The 21,100-nt window shown below is 64.7% G+C and carries 16 protein-coding genes; 5 read left to right on the top strand and 11 right to left on the bottom strand.

Annotation, left to right across the window (positions count from 1 at the left end):
* Positions 1–126: 126 nt before the first annotated feature.
* The 7 genes from AB7849_RS19225 to AB7849_RS19195 all read right to left on the bottom strand — a co-directional run bounded on the left by AB7849_RS19225 (position 127) and on the right by AB7849_RS19195 (position 9,188).
* On the bottom strand, positions 127–1,749 hold the full coding sequence (locus AB7849_RS19225; protein WP_081491752.1) for an EH signature domain-containing protein: 1,623 nt from the start codon (positions 1,747–1,749) through the stop codon (positions 127–129).
* Entirely contained in the window at positions 1,734–2,459 is a 726-nt protein-coding gene (locus AB7849_RS19220) for a flagellar motor protein MotB (RefSeq protein WP_008211137.1), read from the bottom strand. Before AB7849_RS19220 ends, AB7849_RS19225 begins: the two co-directional genes overlap by 16 nt.
* Positions 2,459–4,336, bottom strand: a complete 1,878-nt coding sequence (zorA, locus tag AB7849_RS19215; RefSeq protein ID WP_008211141.1) for an anti-phage ZorAB system protein ZorA — start codon at positions 4,334–4,336, stop codon at positions 2,459–2,461. The genes AB7849_RS19220 and zorA overlap by 1 nt, the downstream gene beginning before the upstream one ends.
* Positions 4,337–4,680: 344 nt before the next feature.
* On the bottom strand, positions 4,681–5,580 hold the full coding sequence (locus tag AB7849_RS19210) for a hydroxymethylglutaryl-CoA lyase (protein ID WP_008211143.1): 900 nt from the start codon (positions 5,578–5,580) through the stop codon (positions 4,681–4,683).
* Between the two features lie 146 nt (positions 5,581–5,726).
* The gene (locus AB7849_RS19205) at positions 5,727–7,715 is read right to left on the bottom strand and encodes an acetyl/propionyl/methylcrotonyl-CoA carboxylase subunit alpha (protein ID WP_092703250.1); all 1,989 of its coding nucleotides are present in this window, start codon (positions 7,713–7,715) and stop codon (positions 5,727–5,729) included.
* A gap of 97 nt (positions 7,716–7,812) precedes the next feature.
* Positions 7,813–8,325, bottom strand: a complete 513-nt coding sequence (locus AB7849_RS19200) for a cupin domain-containing protein (protein WP_369501540.1) — start codon at positions 8,323–8,325, stop codon at positions 7,813–7,815.
* A gap of 71 nt (positions 8,326–8,396) precedes the next feature.
* Positions 8,397–9,188 carry an enoyl-CoA hydratase/isomerase family protein gene (locus AB7849_RS19195; protein ID WP_369501539.1) on the bottom strand — a complete coding sequence of 264 codons (792 nt, stop codon included), beginning with the start codon at positions 9,186–9,188 and terminating at the stop codon, positions 8,397–8,399.
* Positions 9,189–9,309: 121 nt separating this feature from the next.
* Here AB7849_RS19195 and AB7849_RS19190 point away from each other — a divergent pair, with 121 nt between their 5' ends.
* The 3 genes from AB7849_RS19190 to AB7849_RS19180 are packed head-to-tail and all read left to right on the top strand — an operon-like array spanning position 9,310 to position 11,695.
* Positions 9,310–9,555, top strand: coding sequence for a FeoA family protein (locus tag AB7849_RS19190; RefSeq protein ID WP_008212175.1), 246 nt, complete (start codon positions 9,310–9,312; stop codon positions 9,553–9,555).
* On the top strand, positions 9,552–11,387 hold the full coding sequence (gene feoB, locus AB7849_RS19185) for a ferrous iron transporter B (RefSeq protein WP_008212177.1): 1,836 nt from the start codon (positions 9,552–9,554) through the stop codon (positions 11,385–11,387). Before AB7849_RS19190 ends, feoB begins: the two co-directional genes overlap by 4 nt.
* A complete protein-coding gene (locus AB7849_RS19180; protein ID WP_008212180.1) occupies positions 11,384–11,695 on the top strand; it encodes a DUF6587 family protein in 312 nt (103 codons plus the stop codon). The genes feoB and AB7849_RS19180 overlap by 4 nt, the downstream gene beginning before the upstream one ends.
* A 241-nt stretch (positions 11,696–11,936) precedes the next feature.
* On the opposite strand, the gene AB7849_RS19175 is transcribed toward AB7849_RS19180, so the two are convergent.
* Positions 11,937–12,584 (bottom strand): TetR/AcrR family transcriptional regulator, encoded by a 648-nt coding sequence (locus AB7849_RS19175; RefSeq protein WP_157618091.1) that lies wholly within the window; start codon positions 12,582–12,584, stop codon positions 11,937–11,939.
* Positions 12,585–12,633: 49 nt separating this feature from the next.
* On the opposite strand from AB7849_RS19175, the gene AB7849_RS19170 reads away from it, so the two are divergent.
* Positions 12,634–13,839 (top strand): FAD-dependent oxidoreductase, encoded by a 1,206-nt coding sequence (locus AB7849_RS19170; RefSeq protein ID WP_008212184.1) that lies wholly within the window; start codon positions 12,634–12,636, stop codon positions 13,837–13,839.
* Here AB7849_RS19170 and AB7849_RS19165 read toward each other — a convergent pair whose 3' ends face one another.
* The 3 genes from AB7849_RS19165 to AB7849_RS19155 form a co-directional block, all read right to left on the bottom strand.
* Positions 13,840–15,447, bottom strand: a complete 1,608-nt coding sequence (locus AB7849_RS19165; protein ID WP_008212186.1) for a carboxyl transferase domain-containing protein — start codon at positions 15,445–15,447, stop codon at positions 13,840–13,842. It lies immediately after the preceding gene.
* 168 nt (positions 15,448–15,615) lie between these two features.
* Positions 15,616–16,029 (bottom strand): hypothetical protein, encoded by a 414-nt coding sequence (locus tag AB7849_RS19160; protein WP_008212189.1) that lies wholly within the window; start codon positions 16,027–16,029, stop codon positions 15,616–15,618.
* A 316-nt stretch (positions 16,030–16,345) separates the two neighbouring features.
* On the bottom strand, positions 16,346–17,530 hold the full coding sequence (locus AB7849_RS19155) for an acetyl-CoA C-acyltransferase (protein WP_092703232.1): 1,185 nt from the start codon (positions 17,528–17,530) through the stop codon (positions 16,346–16,348).
* A 379-nt stretch (positions 17,531–17,909) separates the two neighbouring features.
* On the opposite strand from AB7849_RS19155, the gene AB7849_RS19150 reads away from it, so the two are divergent.
* On the top strand, positions 17,910–20,759 hold the full coding sequence (locus tag AB7849_RS19150; protein ID WP_008207640.1) for an autotransporter serine protease: 2,850 nt from the start codon (positions 17,910–17,912) through the stop codon (positions 20,757–20,759).
* The last annotated feature ends 341 nt before the right edge of the window (positions 20,760–21,100 follow it).

Raw genomic sequence — 21,100 nt, 5'->3', positions numbered from 1 at the left:
CTGCCAAAGAATCCGTGGACGCATGCGGCTCAGCAGATACCGGCGTGAAGATCAACCACACCAAACGCGAGAGAGCCGTATATGTGCGCTGGATCGCCTCGCTGGATGGCCTGAATTTCCCCCATTTCATGGCAAGTAGAACCCTCGCTTGCTTTCCTTCCATCGGAAACCCAGGTTGCGGATCTCTGCAAGTTCTTCAGCGGTCGTGTTTCTGCTGGTATAGACCCAGAGCGCGCCACCCTTCAGTCGGTTGTCGACGACCTCAACATCCATATTCCTGAGCTTGCTGATCAAGGTGGGGGGAGGCTGCACTCGCCTCACGCTGGGGCTGGCCGTGATTTCGTTCTGAGGCAGGGAGGGCGCACGCGGTGATCTTTTCGTCTTTGAGTCGTCAGGGAAAACGCCGACGTCCCGAAGCCGGTCGAGGAATTTTTCTTCCCATGCGGCACTCGGTTGGTGGGTCCACTGTTCGCCCGTATGCCGTAGTGTGGTCAACGGGTACGAAGCCATCCCAGTCTTGATTACCCCATCACTTAGTCGAATAGCCCGCGCTGCCGTCCCCACTTCACTGAACTCGATGAACAGCCAGCCACCAATTTGCATGAGGATGGCATTGTTGGTGGAGGTGCTTGCCGTGAGGTCGCCCAGGCGCTCGCCCTTCTTCGCTATAAATGCCCTGACGTCCGGATCGCGACTACTCCGCAACCGACCACCCAGAAGTATCTGGGTGAAGGTCATCTGATCCTTGAACCGAAGCCAGAACGCCAGTCGCCGCTCATCGACCATCCTTTCGGTGTTGCACAGCCGATAGAAGTCTTCGAGATCGTCCTTGGCCAGCCAGCTGTTGACCATCTGCCGGACGGAAGGTCGACAAAGATCCCACTTTGTGTTTCTCGCCAGCTGGGGACTTCCCCAAGCTTTCAGCGAGAAGTCCATAAGCGACGGTTGTATCGAGCGATCTCTCCCTGCGTCGTAACGCTCAAGGATGGCCTTCGGAAGCTCATCGCCCATTAGGGGAATCAGATGGTCAAGCTCCAGGAACGCGTCAATCGATGCTCGGAAGGCCGCCTCGCCAATGGATGCGATCTGCTGAAAAAGCCTCGATTTGAGCTGCTGCCAGAACCAGCTGGTGGGTGGAATATCCACGTGATCACGGAGATCTGCGAGCAGTTCGTGCTCGCCGGCCATCATCTCGTCGACATAAGGAAGGCAGGGCTCGTCGCCAAGCAGGTGCTCGTGTCGGGTCAGGGTATCCAGCCACGCGGGGCGGCCTCGGCGACGCTTCACCACCGGTTCAATCGTCTTCGAGAGCAGGAGCCTCAGACGTTTCTGCCAGTCGCCATCTGGCGCCTGCATATAGGATCGGAACAGGCCGCGCCAATGCGACAGTTTTAGCACTTGGTTGCGTGCCGCCGACTCCCAATCGTTGAGCAGTTGTCGGGCCACTCGTTCGTGATCGAGAACTGACCTGCCTTCGAGGCCAGCGATCGGTTGCGCCAGCGAATGTGCAAGAACGAAGCGGTGACTGGCGCGTAACTTGCCTAAGTCAGACAACGCCTGACGGGCCGCGGCCTCGACCCTGTCGGGGCGAATGGCTGCCGAGGCCGTACCGAAGCGGTGCTTTACCTCGGCGACCTGAACCGCCAAGGGTAGATGATCGGCGTCAGGGATCCGTTCCCGGACAAGGTTCGCGAGCAACTCGTCCAGGATGCGCCAATCGAGAAGTGATCGACTTAGTGGAGCATGCATCGGTCGGTCGCCGTGACTTGGAATATCGGCTTGGCTTGTGAGCTGTCGGTATCCGAACCGTAGAATTGCAATTTGAATTCCACCCTGCGGCTGGCATCCTTGGTGGACTTGGCGCCGTTGAAGGACACGCCGCCGGCAAGGAAGAGGTCCCGGACCCGTTGAAGCTGCTGTGACGTCAAGGAAAGATCGGTATTGCGCTGCGGATCCAGAAGCAGGCACATCACCCATTCCGAGCGCTCAAGACTTAGATGGAGGTTGTACAGATAGGATCCGTCGGTATCAGTGAAGCCCTCGATGACGACTTGTTTGAGCCATTTGCGGCCCAACGGGTCGTCTGCAGCCTCGAGTACGGCCGGGACCAGTCTGGCCAACGCCGGGCCTGCAGCAGACGGGAGATGATAGTCATCGTGACCGAACCGTCCGGCCTCGCCAAAACTGATGCGGTTGTCTTCGCAATCCACATGAACCACGCCGTCATTGGCCAGCTGACTTCGGATATTGCTGCAGATTTGCTTGATCTGCTTGGCGCGAATGACCTCTTTGGCCTCGACCTGGCGAACCTTGTGCGTGATGGCCACCATGGTCACGGCCATGGCTGCGAGGAACAGTGTCATCATCGCGGTCATGAGATCGGCGTAGGAGATCCAGAAGGGCTTTTCTCCTTCGCTCTTGCTCTTGCCCTTGCGCCGAACGACTTTGGCAAACATCATCAGCTCGCCGCATCCACGGACTCGGCGATCTCTTCGAAGGCGCTCTTGAGCATGCCGACTGCATCGCTGAGTTGCTTGTTGTAGGTTGCGAGGTTGTGTTCGAGCGCCTGACTGACGCCGACCCCGAATTTAGCGACCATATCGCCTAACTTGTCCCGAACCTCATCCGTCAGGGACGTGAGTGACTGTCCGGTTTGTTGGGCTTGCTGGGTCAGGCACCTCAGATCCTCAAGCATGCCGCTGCGGGCGGCACTTTCTGCCTGAACCAGCTTGCCGAACGCGTCAAAATGCGATGTTGCAGCTCCAAGGGTGCCTATGGCCGTGCTGAGAGACTGCGCCGCGCCACCCAAGACATTGCTGGACTGCGCGATCTGCTCTGTTGACTGGTTCAGGCCCGACTGCAGCGCGGACATCTTTTCGGTCAGGATGCCGAGGCGCTCAACGGCGGCGCGCACGCTGTCGAGCGCCTGTCCCACGGCCAAGGCGCCCTCTTCGAGACCGGATATCGCTTTGGTGGACACCTCGCTTAGCGACGCCGCCAGAGCGACACCGCGCTCTTGGGTTTCGCGATTGCTGCTTGCCAACTGGTCGACGCGATCATGCATCGCTTCCATGAGGGCGGAGACAGACTGCTCCGATCGCTGACTCATGTTCTCCTGCTGGCGAGCCACCTCCTTAACTGACGATTCGACTTGGGTGAGCAGGTTATTGATGCTGACGGTCGACTGATTGGCGTGGAGACGTTGCTGTTCACCCATCTGTTCGATCAGGTCGCGCACGGCTTGCTGCATGCCTGAGGTCGACTCGCCACTTACTCGCTGCATATCTGTCACGAGTGAGCGCATGGCAGCTTCGACCTGCGTCATGGATTGTGCCGAGGTGCGCATCATCTCGTTAAGGCCATCCATCTGGCCCCCAAGCGTTTCCTGCATTTTGTCGATGAAGGCACGCATCAACGTCTCGATCGCCGTGGTCGCCATGCTGGTCTGTTGTCCGCTGGCGGTGCGCACTGTGTCGGCAATATGGGCAAGTGGCTCCTTCAGGCTTCCTTCGATCCGCTCGCCGATCTCGATCGAAAGTTGCTGGGTTGCTGCGATCTGACGCTCCGCTAGCTGCGTCAACAATTCCTTCAAATCCTGAACCAGACTTTCCTTCAACTGCCTGGTTTGCGTTGCATTGTCCTGCGACGAGCGCAAAAGATCCGATAGATACTCCTCGCCAACGCCAGCGCGGAACAAGCTGTCCAGCTTCTGCGAAACCCGACCGACCCACTTGGCGCAGGCGGCGTAGATCCACTTCTCAGTGATCGTGATGATCATCGCAAGGATGATCGCCATCATAGAGAAGGAGAATGCGTGGAGAACATGGCCGAACAGGCCGCTCAGTCCAACCTTGAGCGCATCCGCATCCACATCGGGATTAAACGCCACGAGGCCCTGAATCAGTCCGTTGAACGTGCCGATGATACCCAGGCCGGTAAAGATGCCTGGCAGGTGTTTGAAGTATTCCGATCCGATCCTTGGATCAACTGTGGTTTCCAAGTTGATAAAGGATTCCGAGGGTACGGTGGCGCGAACCTCGCGCACCTTCCGCTCACCATTCCGGATGTCGTACTGGTCGTGGAGTGTCTCTTCGTACTCACTCCAGGCGTGATCGCATGCGGTGCCTTCGAATACCTTTTTCAGCTCTTCCCGCAGTGTGGGACGAGGTTTGTTGGCAAGAGCCTCGATGCGCGCGGCAACCGTTTTGAGCTGCTGGCGAAGCAGCAAGCCACGTGTGGCGTAACGCCAAAGATAGTCGAACAGCAGCGCCGCCGAGATCGTGGCCAGCGTGACCACGAGAACGCCGCCAGCCAGGACGTCGTGAATAAAGTTCATTGGATCCCCCCATTGCCGGGCATGTTCCGCGTCGGCATTTGCTGCATGTACTGCATGGCTGGAGCGATCAAGCGGGCCGCTTGTTGCGGCCGTCGCTTAGCCCATCCATGGAACGGCACATTCAGTACTCCAGTTGCATCGATGAGCCAGACGGCTCCAGTGGCATACGCTTCATTTTGAGCGAGGCCCTAAGGACGGTCTGGCGATAAGTTCAGGGGCGATAGTTATCCGATCCCGTGACTCGCGGTTAACTTTAGGGCCTGAAAGGATGAATGGCTAGCATGATGCTGCTGTGTCGTCGTCGCTGATCACGCCTTGGTCCATGCGAAAGGCAGATTTACGCCTCACCCTGCCGTGCGCGCCCGCGTGACGCGGCTGGCGGTGTCCTTGTGCAGCTGCGCGGCCAGCCAGGCGCCGGTGGCGATCAGCAGGTCGAGGTCGATGCCGGTTTCCATGCCCATGCCGTGCAGCATGTAGGCCACGTCTTCGCTGGCGACGTTGCCGGTGGCACCTTTCGCGTAGGGGCAGCCGCCGGTGCCGGAGACGGAGCTGTCGACCACGCGCACGCCTTCTTCCAGGCAGGCGAGGATGTTGGCCAGGGCTTGGCCGTAGGTGTCGTGGAAATGCACGGCCAGCGCGGCCATCGGCACTTCCTGCGCTACGGCGTGCAGCATGGCGCGGGCCTTGGCCGGGGTGCCGACGCCGATGGTGTCGCCCAGCGAGATTTCGTAGCAGCCCAGCGCGTGCAGGCGCTTGGCCACACGCACCACGTCGCTGATCGGCACTTCCCCCTGGTAGGGGCAGCCGAGCACGGTGGAGACGTAGCCGCGCACTGCCACGCCATCGGCCTTGGCCTGTTCCAGCACGGGCACGAAGCGCTCGATGGATTCGTCGATGGAGGCGTTGATGTTCTTGCGGTTGAACGCCTCGCTGGCGGCACTGAACACGGCGATTTCGGTGGCGCCGACCTCGCGCGCACGCTCGTAGCCCTGCAGGTTCGGCACCAGCACCGGATAGCTCACACCCGGCACCTTGCGGATACCGGTGAACACTTCGGCGGCATCGGCCAGTTGCGGCACCCATTTCGGGCTGACGAAGCTGGTGGCTTCGATGGTCTTCAGGCCGGTGGACGAGAGCCGATCGATCAGCGCGATCTTCACCTCGGCCGGCAGCAGGGTCTTCTCGTTCTGCAAGCCGTCGCGGGCGCCGACTTCGACGATGCGGACGTGGTTGGATGTGGTCATGGGCGGCTCCGGACGACGTGTTCTTCTCCCCCCGGGAGAAGGTGCCCCGCACAGGGGCGGATGAGGGTGCGGGGCTTGCGTGAATGTTCGGGCGAAGCCGAACCCTCACCCCAACCCCTCTCCTACGGGGAGAGGGGCTCAAAATCTCAGTCGGCGAAGTGGACCAGCACGGCATCGGCTTCGACGAATTCGCCTTGCGTGGCACTCACGCTCTCGATGGTGCCGGCGCGCGGCGCCTTCAATGCCAGTTCCATTTTCATTGCCTCCATCACCAGCAATTCCTGGCCTTCTTCCACCGCGTCGCCGGGCTTGGCTTTCACCAGCACGATACGGCCGGGCATGGGGGCGACGACCTGGTTGCCGCCGGCGGCGTCCTTCGATTCCCAGGCGTAGGCCGCGGCGCGGTCGAAGCGCCAGCGGCGGCCCTCGGCGTCGTGCAGCAGCACGCGGTGGCCATCAGCGCGCATCGGCAGGCGCAGTGCTTCGCCGTCGAAGCGCGCATTGAGCTGGTTGCCGTCGAGACGGGCGCCGGTCACCTCGCCATCCCGTTCGCCATGGCGCAAACGGTAGTGGCCGGCGTGGCCGTGGGCTTCGATCTCGAAGCGTTCATCGCCGTGGGTCAGCGCGATAAGGCGCTTGCCGGGATGGCCGATGCGCCAGCCATCGGCGCGGGCCCATGGCGAGTGCGGGTCGGTCGCGGTGCCCTGGACGGCGGCTTCGTCATGCAGCAGCGCGGCCGTGGCAGCCGCGAACAGCGTGCGTCCGGCGGGAGTGGCATGGCCGGTGACGAACTGGTCGAGATGGCGGTCGAGGTAGCCGGTGTCGATGGTTCCTTCGACCACGCTCGGGTGGCGCACCAGGCGTTCGAGGAAGGCGATGTTGGATTTCGGTCCGGCGATCTCGCATTGCGCCAGCGCTTCGCGCATGCGCTGCAGCGCGCGTGGGCGATCTTCGTCCCACACGATCAGCTTGGCGATCATCGGATCGTAGAAGATCGTCACCGTGTCGCCCTCGATCACGCCGCCATCGAGGCGCACGTGCGCGGACGGCGCGGGCAGGCGCAGCATCTGCAGCTTGCCGGAGCCGGGCAGGAAGTTCTGCTCGGGGTCTTCGGCGTACAGGCGTACTTCGATGGCGTGGCCGTGCGAAACGACCTGATCCTGGGTCAGCGGCAACGGCTCGCCATCGGCAATGCGCAATTGCCATTCGACCAGATCCACGCCGTGGGTCAGCTCGGTGACCGGGTGCTCGACCTGCAAGCGGGTGTTCATTTCCATGAAGTGGAAATCGCCGGCGGGCCCGACGATGAATTCCACCGTGCCGGCGCCCACGTAGTTCACGGCCTTCGCGGCGGCCACGGCAGCTTCGCCCATGGCCTTGCGGCGTTCCGGCGTCAGGAACGGCGAGGGCGTTTCCTCCAGCACTTTCTGGTAGCGGCGCTGCGCCGAGCATTCGCGCTCATCCAGGTGGATGACGTTGCCGTGGCGGTCGCCGAAGATCTGGAACTCGATGTGACGCGGCTGCTCGATGTAGCGCTCCAGCAGCATCGACGCATCGCCGAACGCGGCCTTGGCCACGCGCTGTGCGGTTTCCAGCGCCTCGGGGAATTCCGCGTCCGAGCGCACGATCTGCATGCCCTTGCCGCCACCGCCCGCCGAGGGCTTGATGATCAGCGGATAGCCGGTCTTGTGCGCCTGCTCGGCCAGGTATGCGTTGTCCTGGTTGTCGCCGTCGTAGCCGGGCACCAGCGGCACGTCATGCTTCGCCATCAGGTGCTTGGCGGCGGCCTTGGAACCCATCGCCTCGATGCTGGCCGGATCGGGACCGATGAAGACGATGCCGGCCTCCTGGCAGGCGCGCGAGAAGGCGGTGTTCTCGGAAAGAAAGCCATAGCCGGGATGGACGGCCTGCGCGCCACTCTTTTTGGCGGCGTCGAGGATCGCGTCGATGCGCAGGTAGGAATCGGCCGGCAGCGAGCCGCCGATCGGCCAGGCCTCGTCGGCCAGGCGCACGTGCTGCGCATCGCGGTCGGCCTCGGAGTACACCGCGATGGTGCGAATGCCGAGCCGGCGGCAGGTGCGGATCACGCGGCAGGCGATCTCGCCGCGGTTGGCGATCAGGACGCGTTCGAACATGCAGGTTCCTTGGGGGGAAGTTCGAGGGGGGCAAAGCCCCGGAACGGTAGCAGATCACCGCCGGCGCGCCGATGCGCAGCGCAGCAAACCGGCACGATTATTCGCCTCGCCAGTAGTCGCAGGCGTCTTCCATGCGGCACAGGTGGCGCAGTGCCTGCGCGTTCTCGCCGGGCTGCGTTTCGGCGTAGGCGCCGAGCTTGCCGGAGTCGGGGTATTCGCAGATCTCCACCGGTTCCATCGTGCTCACGCCCAGGTAGCGCAGCTCGGTGTCGCCGGTGTTGATGATCTGGTGCGCGGTCTCCGGCCCGCCGCAGGGGCAGGCCACCACGTCGCCGGCGCGCAGCGCGTGACGGGTATCACCCAGGCGCAGTTCGCCGCGGCCTTCCAGGATGAAGAACATCTCCTCGTCGCCACGGTGGCTGTGGAACGGGCAGGCGCGTTTGCCCGGCGCCACCACGGTGAGCCGGTAGCCCAGCTTGCGCGCGCCGATGCGAGTGCTGATCTCGCCGCGGCGCAGGTCGTAGCGTTCGGCCGTGGCGCCCGGCAATGATTGCGGGGACGTGGGCGACTGGATGGCGACGTCGTCGAGGTTGAGCACGGGATGAGTCATGGCGGCGTCCGGTTACGTGGTTTTTCCAGTCTGGTGTCGGCTTCCTGCCGACGTGATGTCAGCAGCCTTGCTCAGCCGCCGCCGACCCACGCCGGTGCGCGCTTGTCGAGGAAGGCGCTGAGCCCTTCCTGGCCTTCGGAGGACACGCGCAGCCGGGCAATCAGCGCGGCGTTGTCGTGGTCGATGCGCTCGGCACCGTCTTCCTCGTGGCCGGCCATGCGCAGCGCCAGTTGCTTGGCCTCGCGCTGCGCCTCGGGGCCGGCCTTGGCCAGCAGCTTCAGGGTGAAAGCCACCGCGTCGTCCAAGGCCTCGGCGGCCACGACCCGGTGCAGCAATCCGATGCGTTGTGCCTCGTGGGCATCGAACACTTCGCCGGTAAGAAACAGCTTGCGCGCCTGGCGCAATCCGATCGCATGCAGCACGTAAGGCGAAATCACCGCCGGCACCAGGCCCAGCTTCACCTCGGTGAGGCCGAACTTGGCCGTGTCCGCGCCGATGGCGATGTCGCAGCAGGCTACCAGGCCCACGCCGCCACCGTAGGCTGCGCCGTTGACGCGGGCGATGGTCGGCTTGGGGCAGAACTGCAGGGTGCGCATCAGCTCGGCCAGACGCAGCGAGTCGTCGCGGTTTTCCTGTTCGCTGGCGCTGGCCATGCCACGCATCCAGTTCAGGTCGGCGCCGGCGGAAAAGCTGGCGCCGGCGCCGGTCAGCACCACGGCACGCACGGCCGGGTCGCTGGCGGCGGCCCGCACGGCGGCCGTCAGTTCGGCAATCAGCCCGTCGTCGAAGGCGTTATGCACCTCGGGGCGGCTCAGGGTGAGTTCGCGCACGCCGGCGCGGTCGGCAATCTGGATGGCAGTCATCGGCGGGTTCCGCTGGACAAAGGGCACATCTTAAACGCTGGTGGCGGCCTTCCAGGGCATGGCTGCAGGAAGACGAAGAAAGCATTACAATGCGAACAATTCTTATTTAAGCGTGGTGCCTGTGCGCCTGTCCGAATTGCAGAAGGGTGCGCCCGCCGTGGTCGAACGTGTCGATGACGTCCAAGCTGCCGATCCCATTGCGCAGCGCCTGCGTGACCTTGGTTTCGTCCAGGGCGAGCCGGTGCGCGTGGTGGCGCGCGGCCCGATGGGCGGCGATCCGCTGTTGATCCAGATCGGTTCCACGCGATTCGCGTTGCGGCGCAACGAAGCCGCGCGCGTCGAGGTTTGCGTGGAGGTGGCGGCATGAGTGCGGGTACGTTGCGCATTGCCCTGGTGGGCAACCCCAACTGCGGCAAGACGGCGCTGTTCAACCAGCTCACCGGTGGTCGGCAGAAGGTGGCCAACTACGCCGGCGTCACCATCGAGCGCAAGGAAGGGCGCTTCGTGGCGCCGTCCGGGCGGATGCTGCAGATCCTCGACCTGCCCGGGGCCTACAGCTTCGACACGGTCAGCCCGGACGAGAAGATCACCCGCGACGTGCTCAAGGGCAATTACCCGGGCGAGGCGCCGCCGGACCTGATCGTCTGCGTGGCCGATGCCACCAACCTTCGCCTGCACCTGCGTTTCCTGCTGGAAGTGAAGCGGCTGGGGCGCCCGGTGGTGCTGGCGCTGAACATGATGGATGCCGCGCGCCGCCGCGGCATCGTCATCGACGTGCCCGAACTGCAGCGTCGGCTTGGCCTGCCGGTGGTGGAAACCATCGCGGTGAAGCGGAATGGCGCGAAGGGCCTGGTCGAGCGGGTGGACGGTGAAGTGCCGATCGCCGCGCCGAAGCAGCCTGACGATGCAGCCAGCCGTGCCGACCTGCATGCCGAGGTGCGCGCCTTGCTGGCCGCCACCGTGACCATGCCGCGCGCCACGGCGAAGCTGGACGACACGCTGGACCGCTGGGCGCTGCACCCGGTGTTCGGGCTGGCGATTCTTGCGCTGGTGATGTTCCTGGTGTTCCAGGCGGTGTATGCCGCCGGCAAGCCGATGAGCGACCTGATCGGCGACGGTTTCGGCTGGCTGGGTGGTCACCTGGCCGTGTGGTTGCCGGCCGGGCCGCTGCAGGGACTGGTCACGGATGGCATCTTCGGCGGCCTGGGCACCGTGCTCGGCTTCCTGCCCGAAATCCTGGTGCTGTTCTTCTTCATCCTCACGCTGGAAGAATCGGGTTATCTGCCGCGTGCCGCGTTCCTGCTCGATCGCATGATGCTGTCGGTGGGGCTGACCGGGCGCTCGTTCATCCCGCTGCTGTCCAGCTTTGCCTGCGCCATTCCCGGCATCATGGGCACGCGCAGCATCACCGACCAGCGCGACCGCCTCACCACCATCCTGGTGGCGCCGTTGATGACGTGTTCGGCACGCCTGCCGGTGTACGCGCTGCTGATCGCCGCATTCATTCCCTCGCATCGTGTCCTCGGCATGTTCAACCTGCAGGGGTTGGTGCTGTTCGTCCTGTACGTGGCGGGTATTGCCGGTGCGATGCTGGTGGGCTGGGTGATGAAGCGCATCCATCGCGACAAGAGCGAGCACGCACTGCTGATGGAACTGCCGTCATACCGCATGCCGAAGGTGCGCGACGTGGGCATCGGCCTGTACGAACGCAGCATGATCTTCATGAAGCGGCTGACCGGCGTGATCCTGGCGCTCACCATCCTGATGTGGGCGTTGTCCAGCTTCCCGGCGCCGCCCGCCGGCGCCACCGGCCCGGCGATCGACTACAGCTTTGCCGGCTATATCGGCCGCGGTTTCGCGCACATCTTCGCGCCGATCGGCTTCAACTGGGAAATGAGCCTGGCGCTGATTCCCGCCTTCGCCGCACGCGAGACGGCGGTGGCCGCGCTGGCCACGGTCTACGCGGTGGGCGGCGACAGCGGCGCGCTGGGCCCGGCGCTGGCTGCGCACATTCCGCTGGCGAGCGCGCTGTCGCTGCTGGTGTGGTTTGCCTATGCGCCGCAATGCATGTCCACGCTGGCGGTGATCAAGCGCGAAACCGATTCCTGGCGCAATGTGGCGATCTCGTTCGGCTACATGTTCGTGATGGCCTACGTGGCGTCGCTGCTGACCTTCCAGATCGCGAGTGCACTGACATGAGTACCGGACTGCTGATCCAATACATCGTGGTCGGGCTCATCGTGCTGGCGAGCGTGCTGGTGGCGTTCCGCAAGCTGGCGCCGCAACTCACCAACCGCTGGTTTGCGGCAGCCTCGATCCGACTGGCACGGCCTGGCCGCTCGCGCCTTGCGCATGCACTCAGCCGCCGCCTGCAACCGAAACAGGCCACCGGCAACTGCGCCGACGGCTGCTCCACCTGCGGCGCCTGCGGGCCGAAGAAGCCGGCCACGGCGAAGTCCGCTGCCGATACGGTCATGCCGCTGAATTTCCGCAGTCGGCAGCACTGACCTCACCCGCGTTCCCGATTCGCGACAAGATTCTGCCGATACCCCACCGTTCGCCCTGAGCGCAGGCCCGCAGGGCCGGAGTCGAAGGGCGCGCCTGTATGCGCTTCGCAAGCCACGTTCCGCGCGAACGGTCTTCTTGGCTGAGCTTCGCCGCTGATCGAGCCTGCGTCACAAGCTGCGCCGGGGGTGCTGGCAAGCTTTGGCCGCGTTCCTCGCGCGAGTCTGTCCGCGAGTATCCCGCCTATGGCGCCAGCAGTCGGCGCAAGGTATCGAGCTGCGCCGAAGCCATGCGGCGGCGTTGAGCCGGCTTCATGTCATCCATGTGTGCCACCGACCAGCGATCCATGGCCTGCAGCATGGCAAAGGCCAGTTCGGCTTGCAGGCTGGCGGGCAGGTCATCGCGCACCGCGCCGCAGCTGCGGCCGGCCTTCAGTACGGCTTGCACCCAGCCATCCACTCCGGCCAGCAAGCGCCGCATTGCCGCGCTGCGCTCGGCCGAGACGTCAGGCAGGTAAAACAGCTTGCCGAGGTCGGCGTACCACGCCGGTTTCGCCAGCGCCGCCACCGCGTGCGTCACGAAGGCTTCCAGCCGGGGCCAGAAATCCGGGCCCGCGAGTGCCGCCGGATCGGGCGCGGCCAGTTCGTGCGCCAGCGCGGCGGCGGCTTCGTCCACCACGCGATCGAACAGCGCCTGCTTGGAATCGAAGCGGTGGTAGAACGAGCTCTTGCTCATGCCACAGGCGCGGATCACGGCGTTCAGCGAGGCATGCTCGAAGCCGGCCGTGGCGAATTCCCGCGCGGCGGTGGCCAGTAGTTCGTGTTCGCGTGGTGAGGGGGCTGTCGGGGTGGTCACGGTGACATCGTAGCGGCACTGGACCGGGTGGTCCATGGTGTGCAAGGATGAGACTTCTGGACCGGGTGGTCCACAGGAGTCGCGCATGTTCATCGCCACGTCGTTGAATGCTCAACTTGCCCGCGCACAGGCCGACCATTTGCGGGTGCTGGTCGTCGGAGCCGGTGTGGCGGGCCTCACCCTGGCGCAGGCGCTGCGTGCCGGGGGACTGCATCCGGTGCTGGTGGAACGCGCTGCCGATCATGCCGACGACGGCTACATGCTGGCGCTGATGCCGCTGGTCGAACCGGTACTGCGCCAGGCTGGCGTACGCGATGCCTATCGCGCGCGCAGCGTGCGCTTTCATCGCTACGTATTGCACGGACGACATGGCCAGCGCCTGCGCGAATACGCCATCGACAGCCTGCTGAGCCGCTATGGCGAGTACCGCGGCATTGCCCGTGGCGAACTGATGCAGGCCTTGGCCGACGAGGGCGCTGCCGTGAGTTACGCAACCACCTTGCGGGCATTGCGACAGACGCCGGAAGCGGCGTATGTCCTCTTGCGCGAGGGCGACAGCACGCACGAAGCCGTGTTCGATGCGGTGGTGTTGGCCGATGGCCTGCATTCGAGCAGCCGCGAACTGTTGTTGCCGGCGCAGCAGGTGTCCACGTTCGACTGCGGCTGGGGCGGATGGGTGGCCTGGATGGACAGCGATGCCGCGCATGCCGACCGCGGCGACGAAATCTGGGGCAGTGACTTCTTCGTGGGCGTGTATCCGGTACGTGGTCGCGCCGGCGTGTTCGTGGGCGGCCACCGCGATGACACCCGTGCCGGCCCGCAGGCCTTCGTGGCGCATATCCGCAGTCAATTGCGGCACGTCGACGACTGGCTTTTGCGCGCGTTGGAATCGGTAGCGGAAAGCGGCGACACGCCGTATTACTGGAAGCTCACCGACATCCGCAGTGCGACCTGGGCAGTGCAACGCACCGTATTGCTCGGCGATGCGGCCGCCGGTTTCGTGCCCACTGCGGGCATCGGCGCCGGCATGGCGATGGAATCGGCCGGTGTGCTTGCACGGCAATTGCTGGCCACCGACCGCGCCGGCGTGCCGGTGGCGCTACACGACTACGAACGGGTGCAACGCCCGCGCGTGGAGTCCGCGCAAGACAACTCGCGGGCGCTGACGAAACTGATGTGCCGCCGCAGTCCGGCGCTGGCCGCCGTGCGCGACGTGGTTGCGCGCTTCGTTACCTTGAAGGCCGCCCTGGGCCCGATCCGCAAGCTGCTGGACAGCGCACCAGAGATGTAGCTACATCCGGAACACACCGTAGCGTTGCGGTTCGATCGGTGCATTCATCGAGGCGGAGATGGCCATGCCGAGCACGCGGCGGGTATCGGCCGGATCGATGATGCCGTCGTCCCAGAGTCGGGCGCTGGCGTAGTAGGGGTGGCCCTGGCGTTCGTACTGTTCGCGGATCGGCGCCTTGAACGCGGCTTCCTCGTTGGCCGACCATGCGCCACCACGTGCCTCGATGCCGTCGCGCTTGACCGTGGCCAGCACGCTGGCGGCCTGCTCGCCACCCATCACGCTGATGCGTGCGTTCGGCCAGGTCCACATGAAGCGGGCGCCGTAGGCGCGGCCGCACATGGCGTAGTTGCCGGCGCCGAAGCTGCCGCCGATCACCACGGTGAACTTCGGCACGTGGCTGCAGGCCACGGCGGTGACCATCTTGGCCCCATCCTTGGCGATGCCGGCCTGTTCGTACTTCTTGCCAACCATGAAGCCGGTGATGTTCTGCAGGAACACCAGCGGCACGTTGCGCTGGTTGCACAGCTCGATGAAGTGGGCGCCCTTGAGTGCGCTTTCGGCGAACAGGATGCCGTTGTTGGCGACGATGCCGACCGGATAGCCGTGGATGTGGGCGAAGCCGGTGACCAGGGTCTTGCCGTAGCGCGCCTTGAATTCGTGGAACTCCGAACCGTCGACGATGCGCGCGATCACTTCGCGGATGTCGAACGGGCGACGGGTGTCCTGCGGGATCACGCCGTACAGTTCCTCGGCCGGATACTTCGGCTCGATCGATTCGCGCAGCGCCAGCGGCATGGACTTCTTGCGATTGAGGCTGGCGACGATGTCGCGGGCGATCGACAGCGCGTGCGCGTCATTCTCGGCGAAGTGGTCGGCCACGCCGGAGATGGACGTATGGACGTCCGCACCGCCCAGCGTCTCGGCATCTACTACCTCGCCGGTGGCGGCCTTCACCAGCGGCGGACCGCCGAGGAAGATGGTGCCCTGTTCGCGCACGATGATGGTCTCGTCGCTCATCGCTGGCACGTAGGCGCCGCCGGCGGTGCAACTGCCCATCACCACGGCGATCTGCGGAATGCCCAGCCCGGACATGCGCGCCTGGTTGTAGAAGATCCGGCCGAAGTGCTCCTTGTCCGGAAACACTTCGTCCTGCAGCGGCAGGAAGGCGCCGCCGGAGTCGACCAGATAGACGCAGGGCAGGCGGTTTTCCAGCGCCACTTCCTGCGCGCGCAGGTGCTTCTTCACCGTCATCGGGAAGTAGGTACCGCCTTTCACCGTGGCGTCGTTGGCCACCACCATCACCTCGGTGCCATGTACGCGGCCGATACCGGTGATGATGCCGGCGGAGGGCGCGGCATCGTCATACATGCCATGTGCGGCCAACGGCGAGAGTTCCAGGAATGGCGAGCCGGGATCAAGCAATGCGCGGATGCGCTCGCGCGGCAGCAGCTTGCCGCGTGCCACATGCTTTTCGCGGGCCTTGGCGCCGCCGCCTTCGGCCGTGCGTGCGAGCTCATGGCGCAGCTCGTCGGTCAGCGCGCGCAACTGCGTGCTGCTGGCCTGAAATTCGGGGGAACGGGGATCGATCTGCGAGGTGACGATACTCATGGTTTCGATAACTGGCGCAGGGGCAAACCATGGATGATAACGGCCAGCGTCCACGATGCGGAAATATCGCCGCTTTCGCCGGGTTCGCCGGGCTGGAAAATCCTTCGCCGGGGCGAAAAAAAACCGGCCGCACGAGGCGGCCGGTTTTCAGGCGAATGCCGGAAGGGATCAATGACCCTTCATGGCATCCTTGGCCTTGTCGGCAGCGTCCTTGGCCTTGCCCGCGGCGTCCTTCGCAGCGCTGGCGGCGTTGGAGGCAGCGTCGGCGGCGTTGGAGGCAGCAGCCTTCATCGAGTCGGTCGCCGAGGTGGAAGCATTGGCCGGAGCCGAAGCAGCGGCAGCAGCCTGCTGAGCCTGGTCAGCGGCCTGGCCGGCAGCCGCAGCAGCGGTCTGGGCCTGGTCGGCAGCCTGCTTGGTGGCGGCGTCAGGAGCCTGAGCCGCAGCGTTCTGAGCCTGGTCGGCAGCCTGCTGGGCCTGGTCAGCGGACTTCTGGGCGTCCTGCGCGGAATCTTGCGCGCCGTTGCTGCAAGCCGCCAGCAGCGCGACGAGCGCAGAGGCGAGAAGGATACGCGTGAACTTCATGGTGAATCTCCTTAGCCGTGGAATGCCGGATGGCTCAACCATTAAAGCGCGTTCCCCGTTAACACGCCACTTGTTTCGCAGTGTGTTTCAGGAGGCATTAAAGCGACGGTTAAGCGGCTTTCACAAATCGCGCGCCGGGTGTTCACATGGCTTGGACATTTCAGTGCACTTTGGAACGGCACGAAGCACTCGTGCGAATGGCGAGGGCTTTGTCGCGGCAGGCATAAGCACCTCTTCCAGACAGGAACGGGCCGGGCATTCGCATGCCCGACCCGTCAGTTCGAAAAGCCCGCGAGGGTGATGCTGCGAAGCGACCTCAGTCCAGGCATTCCACCGCGATGGCGGTGGCTTCGCCGCCACCAATGCACAGCGAGGCGATGCCGCGCTTCAGGCCGCGCGTCTTCAGTGCGTTGACCAGGGTGACGATAAGCCTGGCGCCGCTGGCACCGATCGGATGGCCCAGCGCGCAGGCGCCGCCGTTGACGTTGAGCTTGTCGTGCGGAATGCCGAGTTCCTTGATCGGCGCCATCGCCACCACGGCGAACGCTTCGTTGACCTCGAACAGGTCCACGTCGGCAACCTTCCAGCCGGCCTTGTCCAGCACTTTCTGGATGGCCGCCACCGGGGCGGTGGTGAACCATTCCGGTTCCTGCGAATGGGTGGCGTGCGCCACGATGCGGGCCAGCGGGGCAACGCCACGAGCCTTGGCATCGTCGGCCGACAGCAGCACCAGCGCGGCGGCGCCATCGGAGATGGACGACGAGCTGGCAGCGGTGATGGTGCCGTTTTCCTTGCGGAAGGCCGGCTTCAGTGTGGGGATCTTGGCCACGTCGGAGCGGCCCGGCTGCTCGTCGGTATCCACCACCACGTCGCCCTTGCGACCCTTCACCGTGACCGGCACGATCTCGCCGGCAAAGCCGCCGTTCTGCTGCGCGGCCTTGGCGCGGTTCACCGATTCGATGGCGAACGCGTCCTGCTCCTCGCGGCTGAAGTGGTACTTGTCGGCGCACAGCTCGCCGAACACACCCATCGCCTTGCCGTCATAGGGGTTGGTCAGGCCGTCCCACGCCATGTGGTCGACCAGCTCGCCGCTGCCGTAACGGATGCCGCCACGAGCCTGCACCATGTGCGGCGCATTGGTCATCGACTCCATGCCGCCAGCCACCACGATGGCAGCCGAACCGGCCTTGATCAGGTCGTGGCCAAGCATCACCGCCTTCATGCCCGAGCCGCAGACCTTGTTGATGGTGGTGCAGCCGGTGCTGACCGGCAGGCCGGCTTCCAGCGAGGCCTGGCGCGCGGGGGCCTGGCCGAGGTTGGCGGGCAGCACGCAGCCCATGATGACCTCGCTGACGTCGCCGGCAGCCACGGCGGCTTGCTCCAGCGCGGCGCGGATGGCGGTGGCGCCCAGCTTCGGCGTGGGGACGCCGGTGAACTGGCCGAGGAAGGAGCCGATGGCGGTGCGCTTGGCACCGGCGATGACAACGCTGACGTCCGACATGGGGATCTCCGCAGGAACGTGGAGGCGCGATGCGCCCGGGAGTAGGAGCCTGTCGTACTTTGGTCGGCCGGGCTGCAAATCCGTCTGCACGGTCCATATTTCCGTCGATTCTTGACCCATAGAACCACTATGGGTCGGCGAATCGCCGAAAATCTGTCCTCGCGCAGCCGAGTTTTCGCCTCGACCACCAAAGTACGACAGGCTCCTAGCCTTCGGATTATCGCAGCCCATGATGCGGCGCGGCAAACCGGTCCGCTCGACGTCTGCCAGGGAGCGTTCCGGTGCATGGCGGTTATGCCAAACTGTGCCGCGTAGCCGACCGCAGGATGGGGTCTTGCCGCGTCGGTCGTGACACGGAATGTGTAGCGGGGACAATCAGATGAAAGCAGACGTGCGTGGTCCGGGTTGCCGCGAGGCGGCGTTGTTCATGGCGATTGCACTGGCGCTGAGTGCCTGTGGCGGCGGTGGCGGGGTCAAGCCGTCACCTGCGGGCAGCAACCCGCCTCCGGCCAGCACGGCGCCTCCGCCGCCCCCGCAACCGCCGCTGGATGCCCAGCTTTCGCTTACCAACACCTACGCGGCACACGATGCCGGCTATACGGGTGTCGGCGTCACCATCGGTGTGGTCGACAGCGGCATCATGCAAAGCAACCCCACGGTGGCTGGCAGGGTGACCAAGGAGTTGATCTACGTCGACCCGACGCAGAACAACACCAAGATCGACGACGTGGTCGGTCATGGCACCTGGGTGTCGGGGATTGCCGCAGGCACGCCGTTCGCCCAGTTTCCCGGCGGCATTGCGCCGGGGGCCAACCTGGTGTCGGCGCGCATCATCAGTGACAACGCGCCGGACGACAACGGTTCCACACCGCCATCGCAGGTCACCGTCAGCGATGCGCAGTTCTTCGGTTCCGTGAACCAGGACCTGATCAGCGCCGGCGTCAACGTGATGAACAACTCCTGGGGCGGCATTACCTGGAGCAGCACTGATACCGCGGTAACCCAGGCTTTCCACGACGCCTACAGCAACTTCGTGCTCAATCACGACGGGCTGGTGGTATTCGCCGCCGGCAACGATTCGAATGCCAATCCCAGCACCATCGCCGCACTGCCCAGCCTGGCGCCGGACCTGGAGAAGGGCTGGCTGGTGGCCGTGGCGATAAACAGCAACGACCCGACCCAGCTCGAGGGCTATTCGAACAAGTGCGGCGTGGCGATGAATTACTGCCTGGCCGCGCCGGGCGACGTGATCGTGCTTGGCAAGGACACCACCGCCACCACTGCCAAGCCCAGCTACTACATCGTGGAAGGCACTTCGTTCGCGGCACCGGAGGTGTCCGGCGCGGCGGCGCTGGTGTGGCAGGCGTATCCGTATTTCAGCAACGACCTGGTGCGGCAGACCCTGTTGGGCACGGCCGACCCGCTGGGCGGCTCGCAACCCAATCCCACCTTCGGCTACGGCGAACTGGACGTGGGCAAGGCGGTGAATGGCCCGGCGCAATTCAACTGGGGTGACGTCACGGTCGACTTCAGCGGCGTGTCCAGCTGGAACAATCCGATCTCGGGTGCCGGCGGCCTGATCAAGCAGGGCACCGGCACCCTCAATCTCACCCAGCCTTCCAGCTATGCCGGCCTCACCACGGTGACCGGCGGCAGCCTGGATGCCGTTTCGCTGGGAGCGGGCGGCGCCAGCATCGGCACGGCCGGCACGCTGGCGATCACCGGAACATCCAGCACGTCGGTGGCTTCGATCGCGGGCAATGTCGCCAACGCAGGTGCGCTGGTGGTGGGCAGCAGCAATCTCACCGTCAGCGGCAATTACACGCAAACCGGACGGCTGGCGGTACCGCTGGGTTCCTCGCTGCAGGTGTCCGGCAGCGCCAGCCTCACCGCCAACGCCGGGCTTTACGTCTACGGCGCCGACCAAGGTTATGTGATGAGTTCGCATACCACGGTGCTGACCGCTCATGGTGGCTTGAGCGGCACGTTCGCCAGCCTGGGCACGCCGTCGACCGTAACCTTGAAGGCCACGATGGGCTACGACGCCAACAATGCCTGGCTCGACGTGACCCAGGTGAATCTCACGGCGATCCAGGGGTTGCCGTACTCGGCGGCCAGCTATGCCGCCGCGGCGCGCGTGCAGAGCGCCTTCGCGGCCATCGACGGACAGCTGCAAGGCACCGGCAGCGGCGGTTCCGCGCCGGTGTCGACCGACTTCATCGCCGGCGCCGCGCATCTGCAATACGAGGCCACCACGGCGCAGGCCGCGCGCTCGTTCGAAAGCCTGTCGGGCCAGTTGCATGCGGCCAGTGCGGCGATGGCTTTCGAGGCACTTGATGCGGGTACGCAAGCACTTTCCAGTCGCTTCGAGCAGTTGCTGGATGCACCGCAACTGGCCGGTCACGTCGGCGGCTGGACGCAAAGCCTGGGCGATCACGGCAGCATGTCACGCAGCGGTTACGGCAATGTCGGTTTCGACCTCAACGGCCACATGGTCGGCGCGGACAGCCGGCTCGGTCGCGATGGTGTGATCGGCTACGCGATCAGCCAGAGCCAGGGACTGGGCCGACTTTCCGAAAGCGCCGACCAGGGCAGCAGTCATGCGCTGGAAGGCATGTTCTACGGTGGCGTGATCCGCGGCTCGTGGTATGCGATGGGGCGCGTGGGCATGGGCAGCTATCGCGAAGACATGCGCCGCCAACTCACCCTCGGTGACGCATCCGCCAACGTGGCCAGCTACAGCAATGGCCAATACGGCGTGGCCTATGGCGAGAGCGGCTATCGTCTCGCCCTTGGTGGCCTGCAGCTGACGCCCTACGTGAACCTGCAATACGCACAACTGAGCCTCGACGGTTTCAACGAGAGCGGCGCAAACGGCTTCGGCCTGATGTCCGGTGCGCAGACGGTGACGCGTTGGCAGGCCGGCGCAGGCATGCGCGGCGCCCACCAATGGCTGTTCGCCAACGGCAGCACGCTGAGCTTGCAGGCGCGCTTGCTGTGGCAGCAGGCCTTCGCGATGAGCGGCGAACAGCTCGATGCCAGCTTCACGGGCCTGCAGCAGTGGCTGCCGGTGGGCGGCATCGGCCTGTCGCGTTACGGTGGCCTGGCCGGCGTCACGCTCGACTGGAACGTCTCGCCGCGCAGCAGTCTGGCCTTGGACTATCAGCAGCAAGTAGCCCAGCACGTCGCGGCGAAGCAGGCCACGCTCAGCTATCGCTGGCGTTTCTGAAATTCTTGCTACGCGTGCTGGTCGAGCATGATCGGGAGGTCGGCAGGACGTGATCGCACCGCGGCTGCTGATCCTTGGCGGAAAGTTGCTGTTGAAGGGCCGGAGTCGGTCGATTCTGTTGAAAAACTCCGTCTTAACGAATGGACTTGAAAATTCTCGATCACGACAGCTGTGACAATTCGATTCTGTACAAATTTGCAGGCGCGGTCTGACAGAAAGCGATTGTCGCGGTCGATTTTTCACGCTTCAGACGAGCTCAAATTTTCGGCTCTCTCGCGTCTGGTGTGGTTGACACGACGGCGATCTTGCCTCGGATGCGGTGCTGAGTGCACGCTTGGCGG

The organism is Rhodanobacter sp. FW021-MT20, from assembly GCF_041107475.1.
GTDB lineage: Bacteria > Pseudomonadota > Gammaproteobacteria > Xanthomonadales > Rhodanobacteraceae > Rhodanobacter_A > Rhodanobacter_A glycinis.
This window is presented reverse-complemented; position numbering and strand designations above follow the sequence as displayed.